The sequence below is a fragment of the Streptomyces abyssalis genome, from assembly GCF_001751365.1.
Classification (GTDB): Bacteria; Actinomycetota; Actinomycetes; order Streptomycetales; family Streptomycetaceae; genus Streptomyces; species Streptomyces abyssalis.
This window is the reverse complement of sequence record NZ_LJGT01000036.1, coordinates 58545-77630: the sequence shown is the minus strand read 5'-3', so window position 1 is coordinate 77630 and position 19086 is coordinate 58545. Positions and strand designations below refer to the sequence as shown.

The 19086-nt window shown below is 71.6% G+C and carries 12 protein-coding genes and 1 pseudogene; 6 read left to right on the top strand and 7 right to left on the bottom strand.

Translation table 11 applies throughout. The features are described from left to right. Window positions 1–26: 26 nt before the first annotated feature. A complete protein-coding gene (locus AN215_RS01145; RefSeq protein ID WP_079122576.1) occupies window positions 27–818 on the bottom strand; it encodes an arylamine N-acetyltransferase family protein in 792 nt (263 codons plus the stop codon). A 92-nt stretch (window positions 819–910) separates the two neighbouring features. After that, entirely contained in the window at window positions 911–1792 is an 882-nt protein-coding gene (locus AN215_RS01140) for a DeoR/GlpR family DNA-binding transcription regulator (protein ID WP_070012703.1), read from the bottom strand. Between the two features lie 185 nt (window positions 1793–1977). Between AN215_RS01140 and AN215_RS01135 the strand changes: the two are divergent. Continuing rightward, window positions 1978–4401, top strand: a pseudogene (locus AN215_RS01135) (hypothetical protein); the annotation flags it as partial. A 470-nt stretch (window positions 4402–4871) separates the two neighbouring features. On the opposite strand, the gene AN215_RS01130 reads toward AN215_RS01135, so the two are convergent. Both AN215_RS01130 and AN215_RS01125 read right to left on the bottom strand, forming a co-directional pair. Further along, window positions 4872–7361 carry a right-handed parallel beta-helix repeat-containing protein gene (locus tag AN215_RS01130; RefSeq protein WP_070012705.1) on the bottom strand — a complete coding sequence of 830 codons (2490 nt, stop codon included), beginning with the start codon at window positions 7359–7361 and terminating at the stop codon, window positions 4872–4874. 230 nt (window positions 7362–7591) lie between these two features. Then, entirely contained in the window at window positions 7592–8194 is a 603-nt protein-coding gene (locus AN215_RS01125; protein ID WP_070012706.1) for an Rv1733c family protein, read from the bottom strand. A 364-nt stretch (window positions 8195–8558) separates the two neighbouring features. On the opposite strand from AN215_RS01125, the gene AN215_RS01120 reads away from it, so the two are divergent. Together AN215_RS01120 and AN215_RS01115 are read left to right on the top strand one after the other, a co-directional pair. Next, complete coding sequence (locus AN215_RS01120) at window positions 8559–9971, top strand: family 2B encapsulin nanocompartment shell protein (protein ID WP_070012707.1); 1413 nt, start codon at window positions 8559–8561, stop codon at window positions 9969–9971. A 118-nt stretch (window positions 9972–10089) separates the two neighbouring features. Beyond that, window positions 10090–11487, top strand: a complete 1398-nt coding sequence (locus AN215_RS01115) for a family 2B encapsulin nanocompartment shell protein (RefSeq protein ID WP_070012708.1) — start codon at window positions 10090–10092, stop codon at window positions 11485–11487. 45 nt (window positions 11488–11532) lie between these two features. On the opposite strand, the gene AN215_RS01110 is transcribed toward AN215_RS01115, so the two are convergent. Beyond that, on the bottom strand, window positions 11533–13932 hold the full coding sequence (locus AN215_RS01110) for a phosphoketolase family protein (protein WP_070012709.1): 2400 nt from the start codon (window positions 13930–13932) through the stop codon (window positions 11533–11535). A 125-nt stretch (window positions 13933–14057) separates the two neighbouring features. Here AN215_RS01110 and AN215_RS01105 point away from each other — a divergent pair, with 125 nt between their 5' ends. From AN215_RS01105 to AN215_RS01095, 3 genes are all read left to right on the top strand, one after another. Beyond that, a complete protein-coding gene (locus AN215_RS01105; RefSeq protein ID WP_245694133.1) occupies window positions 14058–15410 on the top strand; it encodes a sigma-54-dependent transcriptional regulator family protein in 1353 nt (450 codons plus the stop codon). A gap of 65 nt (window positions 15411–15475) precedes the next feature. Continuing rightward, on the top strand, window positions 15476–16999 hold the full coding sequence (exaC, locus tag AN215_RS01100) for an acetaldehyde dehydrogenase ExaC (protein WP_070012710.1): 1524 nt from the start codon (window positions 15476–15478) through the stop codon (window positions 16997–16999). Continuing rightward, on the top strand, window positions 16999–17403 hold the full coding sequence (locus AN215_RS01095) for a DUF779 domain-containing protein (RefSeq protein WP_070012711.1): 405 nt from the start codon (window positions 16999–17001) through the stop codon (window positions 17401–17403). The genes exaC and AN215_RS01095 overlap by 1 nt, the downstream gene beginning before the upstream one ends. A 160-nt stretch (window positions 17404–17563) precedes the next feature. Here AN215_RS01095 and AN215_RS01090 read toward each other — a convergent pair whose 3' ends face one another. Next, complete coding sequence (locus tag AN215_RS01090; protein WP_070012712.1) at window positions 17564–18391, bottom strand: MOSC domain-containing protein; 828 nt, start codon at window positions 18389–18391, stop codon at window positions 17564–17566. 57 nt (window positions 18392–18448) lie between these two features. Further along, window positions 18449–18982: a DUF6643 family protein gene (locus tag AN215_RS01085; RefSeq protein ID WP_171904105.1), complete on the bottom strand. Its 534-nt coding sequence runs from the start codon at window positions 18980–18982 to the stop codon at window positions 18449–18451. Window positions 18983–19086: the final 104 nt, after the last annotated feature.

Genomic DNA, 19086 nt, shown 5'->3' with positions numbered 1-19086 from the left:
GGGCGCCGGCGGTCCCCGGCCCGCGCTCAGGAACCCGTGCCGCACTCCACCACCGGGGCGCGGTCCAGGACGATGCCGAAGTGCTCGCGGTAGGCGGCGGGCACCGCTTCCTCGGGAAGTTCCTCCTCGTGCCGGCCACCGGCTCCGGTGACGGTGAGGGTGCGGCCGCTCAAGGTGATCCTGCCCGTCTCCGTGAGCAGGGAGCACACGAGCGACCTCGTGAAGTGGGACTTCGGGGAGGTGCTGTTCCACCAGCAGCCCATCTCGAAGTCGGCGAGCGCACGCGGGCGCTGTTCGAGCCGGTACTGCGGGACGCCGTCCCGGTGCACGTCCAGATCGCCCTGCGGGGTCTCGGAGACGCGGAAGACCCCGCCGGGGTCGGCCTGTTCGCCGCGCCGGTCCAGACGCAGCGGATACTCGCTGTGCCGCCCGAATCCGACGTCCACCAGCCACGGCTGAGGTGTCTCCACGCGCAGCGCGAGGTGGTCGAAGAGCGGTCCGGGCCCGTCCTCGCCGAAGACCCGTGCCGCGAGGAGCGTCACCGGAAAGCCCAGGGCCGCGAGCAGTGCGGCGAATGCGCCGTTGAGTTCGTAGCAGAAGCCACCGCGGCGGTCCGTGGCCACCTTGCCCGTCAGCGCCTCCGCCTCCAGCACGATGTCCTCGCCCAGGTGCACGCTCAGATTCTCGAACGGGACGCTGAGCAGGTGCCTGCGGTGCAGATCCCGCAGCACGTCGGCGTCGGCCGTCACCGGGCGCTGTGCGCCGATGCGGGCGAGGTACTGCCCGGCACGCGAGGAGTCGATGCGCAGATCGTTCATGGGTCCGTTATGCCAGTGCGTCCGGTTCCGTGCATCGGGCTGGGGAACTACGTCCCGAGGCGGGCGGCCCGGGCGGGCCGGCGGGGTGCCTGTCAGCCGTCGGAGGCCGCCTCGCCGTTCACCGGGCCGCGCCCGCCCTCGGCCGGCTCGCCCGCGACGACCAGCTCGCTGATCTGCTCCCGGATCCGCTCGCGGGCCTCGTGGGGCAGCCCGCCGTCCGTGACGAGCGTGCACACCTGCTCCAGCGCCGCGAACGAACTCAGGCCCACCGTGCCCCACTTGGTGTGGTCCGCGACCACGACCACGCGCCGGGCGGAGCCGACGAAGTGCCTGTTCGTCTCCGCCTCCGCCAGGTTCGGCGTCGACAGCCCGGCCTCGGGAGATATGCCGTGCACGCCGAGGAAGAGCACGTCGAAGTGGAGTGTGCGGATCGCCGCGTCCGCGACCGGGCCGACGAGCGAGTCGGAAGGCGTACGCACACCGCCGGTCAGGACCACCGTCGCCGCGCCCGCGCGCGCCTGCGGCCCGCCCGGCGGACGGCGCTGCGCGGCCTCGAAGACGTCCGCGACCCTTACCGAGTTGGTGACCACCGTCAGGTCCGGCACCTCGGTGAGCTGCTGCGCCAGCGCGTACGTCGTCGTGCCGCCGGACAGTGCGATCGCGCTGCCCGGCTTCGCCAGCACCGCCGCCGCGCGGGCGATGTCCTCCTTCGCGGACTGCTCAAGCGACGACTTCGCCTCGAAACCCGGCTCGTGCGTGCTGGCCTCCGCGAGCGGCACCGCACCGCCGTGCACCTTCTCCAGCACGCCGCGGCGGGCCAGCACGTCCAGGTCGCGGCGCACGGTCATGTCGGAGACCAGCAGCCTCCGCGTCAGCTCGGCCACGCGCACGCCGCCGCGCTCGCGCACCTCCGCGAGGATGAGCGCGCGCCGCTGCTCCGCGAGCAGATTCTGGTTGTCGCCCGCCGTGGTCACCGTGCCGTCGTCCCTTCTGCCGCCCCGTCCCGGCTGCCCATCCTCCCATCCGGTGAAGGTGGGAGCGCACGTCACGATTTCGCGTGGCTTGTGTGTGGGCGGGCTGTGCCGCGCGGGCGGGGGCAGGATGCTGGAGGCAGCACCGAAGAACGGGGAAGAGGACGCGGCACTCGGGGGAGCGAGAATTGCAGAAGGCGGAGAACGGCGGCGGCGCGACGGCGGACGTCACACGAACCACCCCGGGAGAGTCGGGAGTTGAGCCTCCGCCAGGTCTCAACCTCGAACTGCTCGTGCACGGGGTCGGCGGCACCACGCCCCAGGAGATGCTCGGCGACCCGCGCATCGAGCGCGTCACCGGCGACACCACCGCCGCCGTCTACCGGCGCACCGACGACGTCGACGCCGAGGCCCGGCCGCAGGACTACACCGACAAGCCGGTGCCCGAGGCGTACTCCTGGTCCAATCTGACCTCCGGCAACAGCGCCCGCGCCCTGTGGCTGCTCCTGCTGCCGTTCATGGTCGCCAACCTCTCGCACTGGATGCGCCCCGCCGACTACGGCCCCCGCCTCGTCCTGGCCCGCGTGCACGGTGTCCTGGTGCGTCTGCTCTCCCTCAGCCTCACAGTGCTGCTCGTCGCCGCGGCCTGCGAGGTCGCCCTCGACCTCGTCGCGTGGCAGTGCGCCGGCTCGACCGGATGCGCCGAACAGCGTTCCTGGCTGGGCTTCATGGCGCAGGATCCGTCCGGCGGGGGCGGATGGTGGAGCCAGCCCGGCCGCCGGCTCGCGCTGGCGGCGGTGGTGCCCGCGGCACTGACGCTGCTGCTGTGGTGGCTCTCGCACCGCACCTGGGCGGCGTACGAGTCACAGCCGCCGCTGCGCAGGCCCGTCGACGAGTACGACCGTGAGGCCCGTGACCGTCCGGCGCTCTGCCTGCCCGGGTTCTGGTACGGCAAGCGGCTCGTGGCGCGGCTGCGTGCCGCGCACACCGCCGCCGGGTTCCTCACCGTCGCCGCCGCGCTGGCTGCCGCGACCACCCGGTACGACCGCAAGCCCGGAGGCAGCGACGCGCTCGACGCCGTCGGCTGGCTGACCGAGATCCTCGTCGTGGCGTGCGCGGCGTGGGTGCTGTACGTGGTGTGCCGCCGCGGCCGCAAGGAGAGCGAACCGGACGACGCACTCGACAGGTTCACGGTGCGGGCGCTGCCCGGCATCACCGTCGCCGTCCTGCTGCTGGCCGTGGTGCACGCGTCGTGGCCGCGGCCGCAGTGGGTCTCGAGCGGCGGGGAACTGCCGGGCGACGAGACCTTCGGCGTGCTCGCCGTCGCGCAGGGCCTGCTGGTGGCGGCGATGGGAGTGCTCGGCGTCGTCCTCCACCGCCGCCGGCCCGCGCAGCGTACGGCGCTGAAAGGGCTCGGCTCCGCGTCGGTCGCGATGCTCGCCTGCGCCCTGGGCGGTGTGATGTCCGGCGGAGTGACGCAGCGCGTAGGCGACTGGCTGGACGGTCCGGGCACCCCGGGCATGGGCAACGGGCTGATCGAGGGCCCTCCGACGCTGCTGACCTGGCAGTCCGCGGCCATTCCCGTACTGCTCGGCGTCGTACTCGTACTGGCGCTGTGGTTCCTCCTCCAGCTCGCCCGCCGCAGCCGGGAGCTGACCGGCGACGTGGAGCGCGGCTACCCGGACGCCCTCCCCGACGCCTCCCGCTCCCGCCGCATCGCCTCCACCATCGGCCGGGCGGGGCTCACCGACGCCGCACCCTGGCTGGTGGGCACCGTCGCCGGGATAACGCTGCTCCTCGGGACCGCCGGCGTCCTCGGCACCTGGCTCACCGGAGAAGTGCCCGGACGCGCCGCGGACGGACAGCCCGCCGTCGTCGACGGATTCGCCGACGCCGCCCAGGTGCTCGGCTCGTGGCTCATCGGTCTCGCCTTCGTCCTCCTCATCACCTGGGGCCGCCGCGCCTACCGCGACCCGTCGGCCCGCCGCACCATCGGCATCCTCTGGGACGTCGGCACCTTCTGGCCCCGCGCGGCACACCCCTTCGCCCCGCCCTGCTACGCCGAGCGCGCCGTACCCGACCTGGCCTGGCGGATGGCCACCTGGACGGAGACCACCGGCGGCCGGCTGGTGATCTCCGGGCATTCACAGGGCAGCGTGCTTGCGGCCGCCGCCGTGTGGCACCTGGACCGAGGCACACGCGGCCAGGTCGCCCTGCTCACCTACGGCTCGCCCCTGGAGCGCCTGTACGGGCGCTGGTTCCCCGCGTACTTCGGCCCCCGCCAACTGCACGACCTCCACCGGCAGGTGGACTGCTGGCGCAACCTGTGGCGCCTGACCGACCCCATCGGCGGCCCCGTACGACTGGAGGGCGCCGGCATCGACCGGGGCCCGCTGCTGGACCCCCTCGAATACGGCCGCACCCTCCGGCAGCCTCTTCCCGCACCGATCCTGGGCCATGGCGAATACCAGGCCGACCCGGTCTTCGACGCGGAGCGGGACCGCCTGCTGCTCCGCCTGCGACGCCGCGAACCGTGCCCCTCCGGCGGCCCGGACGAGGAGCCGGACGCGGAGCCCGGGACGGCGCCGGACGCGGCGGGTGCCCGGCCGGGAGGCGGCTTCGACGCCGTGCCGGAACGGCGGCCCGGGGAAGAGCAGAGGGGAACGCCGCCCCGTGACGCAGCACCGTCGCCGCCCGTTCCGGCCGCCGCCGGAACGGAGACCGGTGACCGCGGCTTCGGGCGAGGGCTCGCCCCCGGCTGGCTGCTCGCATACGCGGTGACCGCCTTCGTGGTCGCGGGCCTGTGCGTACCGGTCGCGGTCGACAACCTGCGGCTCGCGGTGCTGGACGTGCCGGATCTCGCCCAGATCATCGCCTCGTCGGGAGGCGCCGTGCTCGCCGTCTGCTCCGGTGCGGCGGCAGTGATCAGGGCGGTATCCGAACTGAAGCGGGCGAATACGGAACGTGACCATTCCAGGCAGGGCCAGGCAGCGCAAGAAGAGGGTCAGGGCCCGGCGATGACGCCGGATCCGCTCGTGACCCCGGAGGTTCCACATCAGACCGCCTGCGAAGACACCGGGTCTCAGGCCGATTCGGGCAGGTCGTCCGCGTAGAGGAGGGTGAGGTCCTCGGTGCTCGGGTCGGACAGCTGCGCCACCCGGCCCGCGTGCCGCTCGACCATGGACTCGAACGTCTGGCGTGCGGTGCGGCCGTTGCCGAACGAAGGGCCCTTCGGCAGCACCGTGAAGTGCTTCAGCAGCGCCTCGGTCGCGGCGTCCCCGAGGTGGTACTCGTGCTCCTCGGCCTGCTGCTCCACGATCCGCAGCAGCTCCTCCGGCGTGTAGTCGCCGAAGGTGATGGTGCGTGAGAAGCGGGACGCCACACCGGGGTTGACGGCGAGGAAGCGCTGCATCTCCGTGGTGTAGCCGGCGGCGATGACCACGACCTCCTCGCGGTGGTCCTCCATGAGCTTGACCAGCGTGTCGATGGCCTCACGGCCGAAGTCCCGGCCGCCGTCCTCGGGGGAGAGCGCGTACGCCTCGTCGATGAAGAGCACCCCGCCGCGCGCTCGGTCGAAGGCCTCCTGCGTACGGATCGCGGTGGAGCCGATGTGCTCGCCGACGAGGTCGACGCGGGAGACCTCCACCAGATGGCCGCGCTCCAGGACCCCGAGGGCGTGCAGTATCTCTCCGTACAGACGGGCCACCGTCGTCTTGCCGGTGCCGGGGGAGCCGGTGAAGACGAGATGGCGCCGCACCGATGCCGCCTTGAGCCCCGCCTGCTGGCGGCGGCGTCCCACCTCGATCATGTCGGTGAGCGCCCGCACTTCACGCTTGACGCTCTCCAGGCCGACCAGCGTGTCCAGCTCGCCGAGGACCTCCTGCGCCGGGCGGGCCGGAACGGACGGGGTCTGCTGCGCCGGGTCGGCGGCGCCGGCGGATGCCTTGTCCGCGGCCTTTGCGGACCGCTGCCCGGCCGGTGCCTTCGCCGGCATCAGCGCGGGAGGCACGGCCACTCCACCCGCCGCCGGGGCCGGCGGAGCCGCCGGCTGAGCGGAGACCGCGGAAGGGGACACCTCCGCGTCACCGGGCGCCGCGACGGCGGCGCTGTCGTCGCTTCTGCAGTCCTCGACGACCGGGCCCTTCTCGGCGAACTCGAACCCCCCGCGCGCGCACCGCTCCGTACGGCAGCGGCGAAGCGTCGTGCGGCAGCCGTCGATGATGTGGAAGCCGTACCCCTGTGAGCCGCTGACCCGGCAGCCGTGGAAGGTGCCGCGGCCCTCCGCCGAGACGTAGAAACCGGCATCCGCGGGCGAGGTGACCGTGCACCTGTCGATGGCGGGGTCGGCGCCCTTGGTGACGATGAAGCCCGTCGCGACGCCGTCGACGGTGCAGTTGGCGAGCGTGCCTCCGCTGCCGTGGTCGCGGAACCAGGCGCCCGTCGCGGCCTCCCGGATGCGGCAGTCGTCGAGCTGCACGGTCGCGCCGTCGCTCACCGAGACCGCCGTGCCGCGCACCTGGGCGAGGTCGCTGTCGATGACATCCGCACGCGAGCCCCGGTCGAGGATGAACAGCGCGTCCGGGACGGTGTGCACGCGGCAGGAGTCCAGCACGACGCTCGCGCCGTCACTGATCCACACGGCCGGGTAGTCGCCCGTACTCTCATGGATCTCGCAGCTGTTGGCATCCGCGCGGGTGCCCGGGTCCCACACCGACAGGCCGTTGCGGCCGAAGCGCCGCACCGTGGAGCGCGTGAGGGTGAGCACCGAACGGGAGCGCAGGTCCAGGGCGTTCTCGGGGATGTCGTGGATGTCGCAGTCGGCGAGCGTGAGGACGGCGTCGGTGTCCAGGGTGACGCCGTCGGCGGACGTGCGGTGCACACGGCAGTCGGTGAGATGACCCGTGGCGCGGGCGACGACCTGCACGCCGCTGCCCTTGATCTCGTACACCTCGCAGCCGACGGCCTCCGCCGCGCTGCCCTCGCCGTGCAGCGAGAGGCCGGCGCCGGTGGCGTGGTGCACGCTGCAGCGCTCCAGCCGCGGATGGGCGCCGTCGCGCACCGATACGCCCGACTGCCCCGCCGAGACGACCTCGCACTCCTCGTACACCCCGCCGGCGCCGCCGGTCACCGTGATGCCCGTGCCGGCCGGATTGTCGACGGTGCAGCGGCGCACCGTGGGACGGGCACCGCCGCGCACCTCGATCCCGGACGCCGAACGCGTCATCACCCGCAGGCCGCTGAGCTCCGCGGCACCGTCCTCGACCAGCAGCGCGGGCGACGCGGCGTCCTGCGCCTCGATCTGAAGATGCTGCACGACGGCCGAGGACCGTACGGTCAGGGCCACACCCTCGGCGGGGGCGATGCGGACCGAGCCGGCAGCGGCACGTTCGGGCCCGCGCAGGGTGACGGTGCGATCGAGCACCAGGTTCTCGCGGTACGTTCCGGGCGCGACGGTGATCACGTCGCCGTCGGTGGCGGCTTCCAGGGCGGCAGTCAGGGAGCCGTACTCTCCCGTGCGGCGCCGCCACCGCGACGTACCGGCGTGCGTCACCTGCACCGAGCCCTGTGCCATGGACAGCTGTGCCCCAACCTCGAAGTTCCTGTGGCGCGTTGAGATGCGCACCGGAGTCGCACCACCGTAGCGTGCGCCGGGAGTGCCGCGGTCACGTGTCCGCACTTCGGGCGCACGATGCCCACCGTCCGTCCGCCGCTTGTGCGTTCGGAAGCCGCGGACGGACCGCGCGGGCACCGGCGCCGGCGGCCGGGGCGGGTCCCTGCGGGTCGGGGGCGGCGGACCGGTGGTCAGTTGTTGGAGCCTGTGCGTCCCCAGTCGGGGCCGATGCGGGACCACTCCGCGTCCCACAGTGCGTACCGGCGCTGCAGCAACTGCCGCATGGCGAGCCTGCGTGCGGCCTCCAGGGCCCCGACGGCTCCGGCGCCGGCGGCCAGCCCGGCGAGAGCGGCCTGCGAGGACGCGGTCTCCGGACTCATCGGGCGGCGGGTGGCCGTGCCGTCCCCGTCCGTCCAGATACGGAAGCGCTCACCCGGCTGGACACGCTCCTGCGTGGTGACTGTGCTCTTGTGGCTGCTGCCGTCGGGGCCGGCCCAGTGGGCGACCACGTGACGGCGTTCGGGCTGCTGCGACCCTGACTCGGGATCGGAGCCCAACGGAGCGCGGTTCTGCACCGATTCGGCAGTCGCCCACACCTGGTGACGGCCGCGCTGCTGCTCCTCCGCGTTCTTCATCAGAGCACCGTGCGCGGCGGAGGCTCCGAGCCACCCGGCGAGTGGAGCGACGACGACGACAAGGATCATGGCACCCAGTGCCAGCCATGCTTCACGGCGGTCGCTGCGACGGCACAGCGGGTTGCCGCGCCAGCGCCACAGGCCGACGATCGCGCGCATAACTTCTCACCCCCTTCTCCACATGCGTAAGTACCTCATGGCGGGAGGTACATGCTTGGGAGCAGGCCAAAGAGACTCAAATCACCGGAACGTGGTCGTCGCCCCGGCTTCGTGGCCACCCCGTCGTGGAGCTCCGACCATACTCCCCGCGGCGGGCGGTCCCGCGCCGGGGGCGTGGAACGCAGCTGCACCCAGTGTCAGCCGGTGGCCCACGGCGAACGGCGTCCGGTACCCAGCACATTGACCGGGCATTCCATGCAATGCCATCTCTTTTGAGCGATTGCCCCTTATGGGTATCGCGGCTTAGCTTCGTCATCGCAACGAGCGAATTGCCGGTGCGGACACGGAGATTGGCGGTATCCATATGGCGACTGCGGTCGAGACGAATTCCGGTGGCGAGGAGGCCGCGCAGAACGCGCAGTCGAGTCTCGCGACAGGCGCCGCACGCAATCTCACCACCACGACAAAGACGCCCCCGCAAATGCAGGGCATCACCTCGCGGTGGCTGCTGAAGGTCCTTCCCTGGGTCCACGTTCCCGGCGGCACCTTCCGCGTCAACAGGCGCCTGACGCACACCCTCGGCGACGGCCGGGTCGAATTCACCGCGACAGGCGCCGAGGTACGGGTCGTCCCGCTGGAGCTGACCGAACTCCCGCTGCTGCGCGGCTACGAGGACCGCGGAGTGCTCGAAGCGCTCGCGAACCGCTGCGAACAGCGCGACTTCGGGCCGGGCGAGACGATCATCGAGGAAGGGCGTCCCGCCGACCAGCTCGTGCTCGTCGCCCACGGCAAGCTGCGCAGGACGACCGAGGGCAAGTACGGCGGCGAGAGCGTGCTGGGGGTGCTTGCCGGCGGCGACCACGTGGGGTCCGAACGGCTCACCGGCGAGCCGGGGAAGTGGGACATCACCCTCACCTCGCTGACCAGTGGCACCGTTCTGACGCTCGCGCGCGAGTCCTTCGAGGAGATCGCGGGCCGTTCCGAGAGCCTCCGCGCGCACACCGCCCGGACCGCGGCCGAGGCACCCGGCCGGCACACGCCCGAGGGTGAGGCGTCGATCGAGCTGGCTTCGGGGCATGCGGGTGAGGTGCTGCTGCCGGGGACGTTCGTGGACTACGAGTCGTCTCCGCGGGAGTACGAGCTGAGTGTGGCGCAGACGGTGCTGCGGGTGCATACGAGGGTGGCGGATCTGTACAACCATCCGATGAACCAGGTGGAGGAGCAGCTGCGGCTGACGGTGGAGGCGCTGCGGGAGCGGCAGGAGCACGAGATGGTCAACAGCCGTGACTTCGGGCTGCTGCACAACGCGGCACCGTCCCAGCGCATCCACACCCGCTCCGGCCCGCCCACCCCCGACGACCTCGACGAACTCCTGTCCACCGTATGGAAGGAGCCGAGCGTCGTGCTCGCCCACCCCAAGGCGATCGCCGCCTTCGGGCGGGAGTGCAGCAGCCGCGGCATCCATCCCGACAGCGCCGAGCTGGACGGGCACCGCGTACCCGCGTGGCGAGGCGTGCCCGTCCTCCCGTGCAACAAGATCCCGGTCACCGGCTCGGGCAGCACGTCGGTGCTGGCGATGCGTACGGGCGAGGCCCAGGGCGTCGTCGGCCTGCATCAGACGGGAATTCCCGACGAATTCCAGCCGGGGGTCTCGGTCCGTTTCATGGGCATCGACGAAAAGGCGCTCATCTCCTATCTGGTGAGCGCCTACTATTCGGCGGCCGTACTGGTCCCGGACGCCCTGGGAATCCTCGAGGACGTCGAAACCGGCCACTGAGACCGGGTGTTGACGGTCCGGCAGCCGCAGGAGAACCGCGGCGCCGAACGGGCCTGTTCCCGGTGTCAGTTCTCTCTCCAGTTCAGCCCAGGCTCCAGCACGGAAGGTCTTCCGGTCCATGACCAGCCAGTCCGGCCACCCCGGTCCGACGCCCGGCCTCGCCGCACAGCACAGCCTCGCTCCGGCCGCGGCCCGCAACCTGACCACCACCACCAAGACGCCGCCCCAGATGCAGGGGATCTCCTCGCGCTGGCTGCTGAGGATCCTGCCGTGGGTTGAGACGACGGGCGGCACGTTCCGCGTCAACAGGCGGCTGACGCACACGCTGGGCGACGGGCGCGTGGAGTTCGTCGCCACGGGCGCCGACATCGCCGTGATCCCCGCGGAGCTGCGTGAGATCCCGCTCCTGCGCGGGCTGGCCGACGAGGCGGCCCTGAGCGCTCTCGCAGGACGGTTCGAACAGCGGGAGCACACCGCGGGCGAGACCGTGGTCTCCCCGGGCGACCCGGCACAGCTCATCCTCATCGCGCACGGCAAGGTGAAGCGCACCGCGAGCGGCAAGTACGGCGAGGAGGTGTCGCTGGGCGTCCTCGCCGGCGGCGACCACGCGGGCGAGCAGGCCCTGTCGCCGGATCCGGGGGAGTGGGAGCAGACCCTCACCGCCCTGACGAAGTGCACCGTACTGGCCCTGCGGGCCGAGGAGTTCCGCGAGGTCGCGGACCGTTCACCGGCTCTGCGCTCGTATCTCGACGCGTACCTCTCCCGCGCGATCCCCCGGCAGAACAGGCGCGGTGAGGCGTCGATCGAGCTGGCTTCGGGGCATGCGGGTGAGGTGCTGCTGCCGGGGACGTTCGTGGACTACGAGTCGTCTCCGCGGGAGTACGAGCTGAGTGTGGCGCAGACGGTGCTGCGGGTGCATACGAGGGTGGCGGATCTGTACAACCATCCGATGAACCAGGTGGAGGAGCAGCTGCGGCTGACGGTGGAGGCGCTGCGGGAGCGGCAGGAGCACGAGATGGTCAACAGCCGTGACTTCGGGCTGCTGCACAACGCGGCACCGTCCCAGCGCATCCACACCCGCTCCGGCCCGCCCACCCCCGACGACCTCGACGAGCTGATCTCACGCCGCCGCAAGACCCAGTACCTGCTCGCGCATCCACGTGCCGTCGCCGCCATCGGGCGTGAGTGCAGCAGCCGCGGAATCCACCCTCCGCAGACCGAACTGCACGGCGCCACCGTGCGCACCTGGCGGGGCATTCCGCTGCTGCCCTGCAACAAGATCCCGGTCGGCGAGGACGGCACGACGAGCGTGCTGGCGATGCGTACGGGCCAGGACGACCAGGGTGTCGTCGGACTTCACCAGACCGGCATCCCCGACGAGATCGAGCCGGGTCTGAACGTCCGCTTCATGGGAGTCGGCGAGAAGGCCCTCATCTCCTATCTGGTGAGCGCCTACTTCTCGGCGGCCGTTCTCGTTCCGGACGCCCTCGGGGTGCTGGAGGACGTGGAGGTCTGACGACGGCGGGGGATCACACAGGCCGGGGCGGGGAGGAGGGGGACCTCAGCCGGAGGCCGCGGACTCACTCCACTTCCAGTCCGCGACCTCCGGCAGGTCCGTTCCGTGTTCACGGATCCACGAGTGGTGCCGGGTCCGCATGTCCGCCATCGCCTGGCGCACACCGGTCGCCCGCACGGGCAGCCCCGGGGCGCGGTCGATGACGTCCATAACGAGCCGGTAGCGGTCCATGTCGTTGCGCACGACCATGTCGAACGGCGTTGTCGTGGCGCCCATTTCCTTGTAGCCGCGTACGTGGAGAGAGTCGTGCGCGGCCCGCCGGTAGGTGAGGCGGTGCACCAGCCACGGATAGCCGTGGTAGGCGAAGATGACGGGCTTGTCGCGCGTGAAGACGGCGTCGAACTCCGCGTCGGGCAGGCCGTGCGGATGCTCGGAACGCGGCAGCAGCCGTGCGATGTCGACCACGTTGACCACCCGCACCGCCAGCCCGGGCAGATGTTCGCGCAGCAGCGAGGCCGCCGCCAGCGTCTCCTGGGTGGGGACGTCGCCCGCGCAGGCGAGCACCACGTCCGGCTCCCCGCCGGGCGCCTCCGTGCCCGCCCACTCCCACACGCCCAGACCGCGCGCACAGTGCCCGCGGGCCTCGTCCAGCGACAGCCAGTCGAAGCACTCCTGCTTGCCCGCGACCACGACGTTGACGGTGTCGCGCGTACGCAGCACATGATCGGCGACGCACAGCAGCGTGTTGGTGTCCGGCGGCAGGTAGACCCGCACGACCTGCGGGCTCTTGTTCATGATGTGGTCGATGAAGCCCGGGTCCTGGTGGGAGAAGCCGTTGTGGTCCTGCCGCCAGGCGTGCGACGTGAGCAGGTAGTTGAGCGAGGCCAGCGGCCTGCGCCAGGGAACCTCCAGTGAGCTCTGCAGCCACTTGACATGCTGCCCGGCCATGCTCGCGACGATGTGGGCGAAGGCCTCGTACGAGCCGAAGAGCCCGTGCCGTCCCGTGAGGACGTAACCCTCCAGCCAGCCCTGGCACATGTGTTCCGAGAGAACCTCCAGCACCCGCCCGTGCGCACCGAGGTTCTCGTCGGTCTTCAGCAGCTGTGCCTGCCAGCCGCGCGGAGTGACGCCGAACACGCCGTCGAGGTGGTTCGAGGCAGTCTCGTCCGGTCCGAACATGCGGAAGTCGCGCCGCTCCTGCGTGGCCGAGAACAGCTCCGTCAGCATGCCGCCGAGCACCCGCGTCGGCTCGTGCACGGCCTGCCCGTGCCCCTCGGCTTCCACCGCGTGCGGCTCCAGCGCGGGCAGCGGCAGATCGCGCAGCAGCCGCCCCCCGTTGGCGTGCGGGACGGCGCCCAGCCTGCGCTCTGCGCCGGGCACGCACGCCAGCACCTCTTCCGTCGGCCTGCCGTCGGCGCCGAAGAGCTCCTCGGGACGGTACGAACGCAGCCACTCCTCCAACTGCCGCAGTCGTTCCGGGTCTTCACGCACACCGGCCAGCGGGATCTGGTGCGAGCGCCAGGTGTCCTCGACGGGTACGCCGTCCACGTCGGCCGGGCCCGTCCAGCCCTTGGGCGTACGCAGCACGAGCACCGGCCAGCGCGGCCGGTGGCCGGAGCCGCCGGCACTGGCGCGCGCCTCACGCTGGTACTGCCCGATGCGCTCCAGCGCCACGTCGAACGCCCCGGCCAGCGCTCGGTGCGTCTCCGCCGGCGGTGTGTCCGGGTGAGCGGTGACGTGCAGCGGGTCGTATCCGTAGCCGCGCAGCAGGGAGTCGAGTTCGTCCTCCGGAATCCGGGCGAGCACGGTGGGGTTGGCGATCTTGTACCCGTTGAGGTGGAGCACGGGAAGCACAGCACCGTCGTGTACGGGGTCGAGGAACTTGCCGGAGTGCCACGCGGCGGCCAGCGGCCCCGTCTCCGCCTCGCCGTCGCCCACGACGGCGCACACCAGCAGGCGCGGGTTGTCGAACGCCGCGCCGTAGGCGTGCGCCAGCGCGTAGCCCAGTTCGCCGCCCTCCTGGATCGAGCCCGGTACGTCGGGGGCCGTGTGGCTCGGCAGCCCGCCCGGCTGGGAGAAGTCGCGGAAGAGTCCGAGCATGCCTTCGGCGTCACGCGCACGGTCCGGTTCGAGTTCGCCGTACGTGCCCTCCAGCCACGCCCCCGCCAGTACCGCCGGAGCACCGTGACCGGGGCCCCACACGCACATGGCTTCCAGGCCGTGCTCTCGGATGGCCCTGTTGAGGTGGGTGTAGACCAGCCCGAGCCCGGGCGCCGAACCCCAGTGACCGAGCAGCCTCGGTTTGACGTGCTCGGGGCGCAGCGGCTCATGGAGCAGCGGATTCTCCCGCAGATACAGCTGGCAGGCGGAGAGGTAGTTCAGGGCGCGCCAGTGCGCGTCGAGCTGTGCGGTCTCGGCGTCGGAGAGCGAGGAGGGGGTGTGCATGGAGGACGGGTACCAGGGTGTGCGCGGCGGCACACGTACGCCGGGCCGGGGAGTATCCCGAACCATGTCGGATTGTCCGGGTCCACGGCGTTGCCTGGGGCTGTGACGCACGGCACGATGACGGTGTGCATAATCCATGGCTGGCGCTGGAGACAGGGGCAGACGCGGCCGAGCGGACCGGCCAGGTACGCCGCGCGCACGAGGAGTTCGTGACCGAGGGTGCGATCGGCGCACAGGTGCGGAACGTCGTGGCCGAGTCCTGGCAGCGCTGCGCCGGTGCCTCCGTCGAACCGGAGAGCGTGGCCAGCATCGACCTGGCCGACGCGGACCTCGCCGCGTACCGCTCGGCGCACCCCCTCTCCCGGGTCATGCCGCTCTTCCGTGAACTGCTCGGCACCGTCGCCGACGACGGCGCCCATCTGCTGTCCGTCTGCGACGAGAACGGGCGCATGCTGTGGGTCGAGGGCCACTCACAGGTGCAGCGCCATGCCGAGCGGATGAACTTCGTGCCGGGCGCCCGCTGGTCCGAGCGCTACATCGGCACCAACGCCCCCGGCACTGCGCTCGCCGTCGACCACGCCGTGCAGATCTTCACCGCCGAGCACTACTGCCGCCCCGTACAGGCGTGGACGTGCGCCGCCGCCCCCGTGCACGATCCGCGTACTCACCGGCTCATCGGCGCGATCGACATCACCGGCGGCGACCACCTCGCGGCACCGCAGAGCCTCGCGCTCGTCCAGGCCACGGCACGCGCCGCCGAGGCGTTCCTCGCCGCACAGGCCGCCGTGGGCGGCGCGTCCGCCGGCGGTGCGCCCGTGCTCAACGCCCTCGGCTGCGACGAGGCCCTCCTCGACACGGGAGGGGGCGCACCCCTGCGGCTGGGCCGCCGGCACAGCGAGATCATGGTGCTGCTCGCCGCGCACCCCGAGGGCCTCACCGGTGAGCGGCTCGCCCTGGAACTCTACGGCGAACGGTCCGTCACGCCCGTCACGCTGCGAGCCGAACTCTCCCGTCTCCGGGGCCTGTTGGGGCCGCTGCTCGACTCACGCCCGTACCGGCTGCGCACCCTCCCGCACACCGACCACGACGCCGTCGGCGAGGCCCTGGCGGAGGGCGACCTGCCCACCGCGCTCTCGGCGTACCGCGGTCCGCTGCTGCCGCTCTCCGAGGCGCCAGGCGTCATGCGGCTGCGCAGGCGGCTGGAGGACCGGCTGCGCCGCGCCCTGCTGGCGTCCCGCGACCCGGTTCTGCTGGAGGAGTGGGTGCGTACTCCCTGGGGCGAGGACGACCTGGAGATGTGGGAGGCGCTGCTCGCCGGACGCCAGTCCGGGCAGGCGCGCACGGCGGCCCTGAACGGGCGCGTACGCGAACTGCGCCGCGCCTACGGGCTGGACAGTGCCCAGGAGCCGGCCCCTCGCCGTCCGTACGGAGAGGACAGGGGAGCGCACGCAACGTATCGGCAACGTTCCCGGCCCTAGTCTCTGCCGCAGATCGAGCCCGCCGAAGGGATGCGGCGGGCCGCCCGCACCAAGGGGAGGCAGAGATGAGCCGCTACGCCGCGCCCGGGTCCGACGGGGCCGTCATGAAATACAAGTCCCGCTACGACCACTGGATCGGGGGGACTTACGTCGCCCCGAAACAGGGCGGCTACTTCGAGAACCCCACACCCGTCACAGGAGCGTCCTTCACGGAGATCGCCCGTGGCACGGCCGAGGACGTGGAACGTGCCATCGACGCGGCGCACGACGCGGCACCCGGCTGGGCGCGCACGCCGGCGGCCGAACGCGCCGCGGTGCTCAACCGGATCGCCCAGCGCATGGAGGACCACCTCGAGGAACTCGCCGTCGCGGAGAGCTGGGAGAACGGCAAGCCCGTACGCGAGGCCCTGGCCGCCGACATTCCCCTGGCCATCGACCACTTCCGCTACTTCGCCGGAGCGATAAGGGCGCAGGAAGGGTCACTGTCGGAGATCGACGAGGACACCGTCGCTTACCACTTCCACGAACCGCTCGGCGTCGTCGCCCAGATCATTCCGTGGAACTTCCCGATCCTCATGGCCGTGTGGAAGCTGGCGCCGGCGCTGGCCGCCGGCAACGCGGTCGTCATCAAGCCGGCCGAACAGACCCCGGCCTCCGTGCACTTCTTCATGAGCCTGGTCGCCGACCTGCTGCCGCCCGGCGTCGTCAACATCGTCAACGGCTTCGGCGCGGAGGCGGGCAAACCGCTGGCCAGCAGCCCCCGGGTGGCCAAGGTCGCCTTCACCGGCGAGACCACCACGGGCCGGCTGATCATGCAGTACGCCTCGGAGAACCTCAAGCCCGTCACGCTCGAACTCGGCGGCAAGAGCCCGAACATCTTCTTCGACGACGTCTCCACCGCCGACGACGACTTCTACGACAAGGCGATGGAAGGCTTCACGATGTTCGCCCTCAACCAGGGCGAGGTGTGCACGTGTCCGTCGCGCGCCCTCATCCAGCAGGGCCACTACCGGGACTTCCTCGACGCGGGCGTCGCCCGTACGGAGAAGATCGTCCAGGGGCACCCGCTGGACACCGAGACGATGGTCGGCGCGCAGGCGTCCAACGACCAGATGGAGAAGATCCTCTCCTACCTCGACATCGGCAAGCAGGAAGGCGCCAAGGCGCTGACCGGCGGCACACGTGCCGAGCTGGGCGGCGAGCTGGAGGGCGGCTACTACGTGCGGCCCACCATCCTGGAGGGCAGCAACAGCATGCGCGTCTTCCAGGAGGAGATCTTCGGGCCGGTCGTGGCCGTCACCGGCTTCTCCGACTTCGACGACGCCATGGCGACGGCCAACGACACCCTCTACGGCCTCGGCGCCGGCGTATGGAGCCGCGACGGCAACACGGCCTACCGTGCGGGACGCGCCATCCAGGCCGGGCGCGTGTGGACGAACTGCTACCACGCCTATCCGGCGCACGCCGCGTTCGGCGGGTACAAGCAGTCCGGCATCGGCCGCGAGAACCACAGGATGATGCTCGATCACTACCAGCAGACCAAGAACCTGCTGGTGAGCTACTCGCCGAAGAAGCTCGGGTTCTTCTGATGTCGTCAGCGGACCAGGCGGAGGGGGAACGCACGGCGGCCCCCGTGCCGGAGCGGGTCGGCTTCACGGAGGAGGCCGCCACGATGATCCGGCGGCTGACGCAGCAGCACGGGCCGCTGATGTTCCACCAGTCGGGCGGCTGCTGCGACGGCAGCTCTCCGATGTGTTACCAGCTCGGCGAGCTGCGCACGGGCGATTCCGACGTGCTGCTCGGGCGGCTGGCGGTGGACGGCGTCGACGAGCCGGTGCCGTTCTGGATGTCGGCCAGCCAGTTCGCGTACTGGAGCCACACACACCTCACGGTCGACGTGGTGCCGGGACGTGGCAGCGGCTTCTCGCTGGAAGCACCGGAAGGCGTCCGGTTCCTGATCCGCTCGCGGCTGATGGAGGAGGACGGCGGCTGAACGGCGGCAGGCCGCGAGGACACCCGCCGAGGCCGTGAGGACACCGGCGGAAGGGACACACCGGCGCACATCCGCCACGGCACCAGGTGCGCCGGGAATCCCGGAAGAGCCGGAGAGGAGGGGCTCGCCCAGGCACCTCCCTGATGCCGCGAGGCATTGTCTAGGCGAGCACCTCTACCGAGTCGCCGCTGCGCACCCTGCCCGTATGCTCCGGGACCAGGTTCTGACCGAATACCAACTGGTCCCCGAAGCGACGGTGGCGGGCGAGGGTGCGCAGCGGTTCCTTTCCGCGTTCGCCCGTGGACTGGTCGGTCGTCGTCACCACACAGCGGCCGCACGGCTTGACCACGCGGAAGACGATCTCTCCGATGCGGAGCCGCTCCCAGCCGTCCTCGGCCCACGGGGCGCTTCCCCGCACCACGAGGTTCGGTCTGAAGCGGTTCATCGGCAGCGGGCCCTCGTCGGCGTGATCGCCTTGTGCGATCAGCGAGTTGAGGGCGTCCAGCGAGGAGACCGTGGTGAGAAGCAGGGGAAAGCCGTCGGCGAGGGAGACGGTCTCGCCCTCGCGTGCGAACCGCGGGTCGAGGGGGCGTCGCCGCTCGGGAGCGTCCAGGTGCACCAGCCGCACGGGTGTGCCCAGATACTCCGAGAACCACTCGCTCGACGCCGCGTCCGCAGCCGCCACTTCCAGCTTCTTCCCGAACAGCCGCACCGGGACGACGTCCTGGCCCGCCGGCGGAACACCGGCTTCCAGCGGCTCCCTCCCCGGAGCCGCCACCCTGACTCCCCCTCCGGGCAGCGGAAGCGCGCGTGCCTGTGCGAGACGTGGGTGTTCGCGCTGCGTGACCTGGCTGCCGTCCGGAGACGTCAGCATCCAGCGCCTGTCCCCGGCCGGGCCCCACGGCTCGACCCTGAGCTCCTCAGGTTCGGTCCCCGCCAGTGCCTTCACCGGGTAGAGGTGGAGCGATGCCAGCCACGCGGACGTCATACGGCCATCCTCCCACCACCGTGAGGCAGTTGAACGGCCGGATCAGGTCAGTGGCCGTCAGTAGCCGCGGCCCGGGTACTGGTGGCCGCCGTAGGGGTCGTCGTACGAGTTCGGCATCTGCCGGGGCGCGGCCGGCCGCGGTGCGGCAGGACGGGGCGCGGCAGGGCGCGGAGGTGCGACGGGCCGCATCTGCTGCGACGGTGGGGGCTGTTGCTGCGGCTGCTGCCGCGGGTCCGGATAACCGCGCTGCTGGGGTGCCTGCTGCGGAATGTAGGGCGCGGGCGTCTGCTGCAGCGGAGCCGACTGCAGGGGCGCGGGATGCGCCATGCCGGGCGGCGGGGGCTGGTGGCCCATGGCGCCCGGGTATCCCTGCGGGGGCGTGTGCTGCTGGTGGTGACTCGGGCCGGCGGGAAGTGCCGGGAGTGCAGGGGGCAGTGCGGCGAGGGAAGGCATCGGTTCGTACGCCGACGGGACCCGGATGGGAGCGATCTGCGGGGTGCCGCGCTCGTTCACGAGCATGTCGTAGATCGGTGTGTCGGGGTAGGAAGGGCCAGCGTAGTAGCCGCCAGGGGAGTAGCGGGGGGAGGTCATGCCCATAAGGTAAGCCCAAAATGTGGCCGTTGGGGACCCCGGTCAAGGAGCGGTTTCTCGTGCTTGCCGTGACTCCCCATCACTAATACGAGCGAACCCGGCAA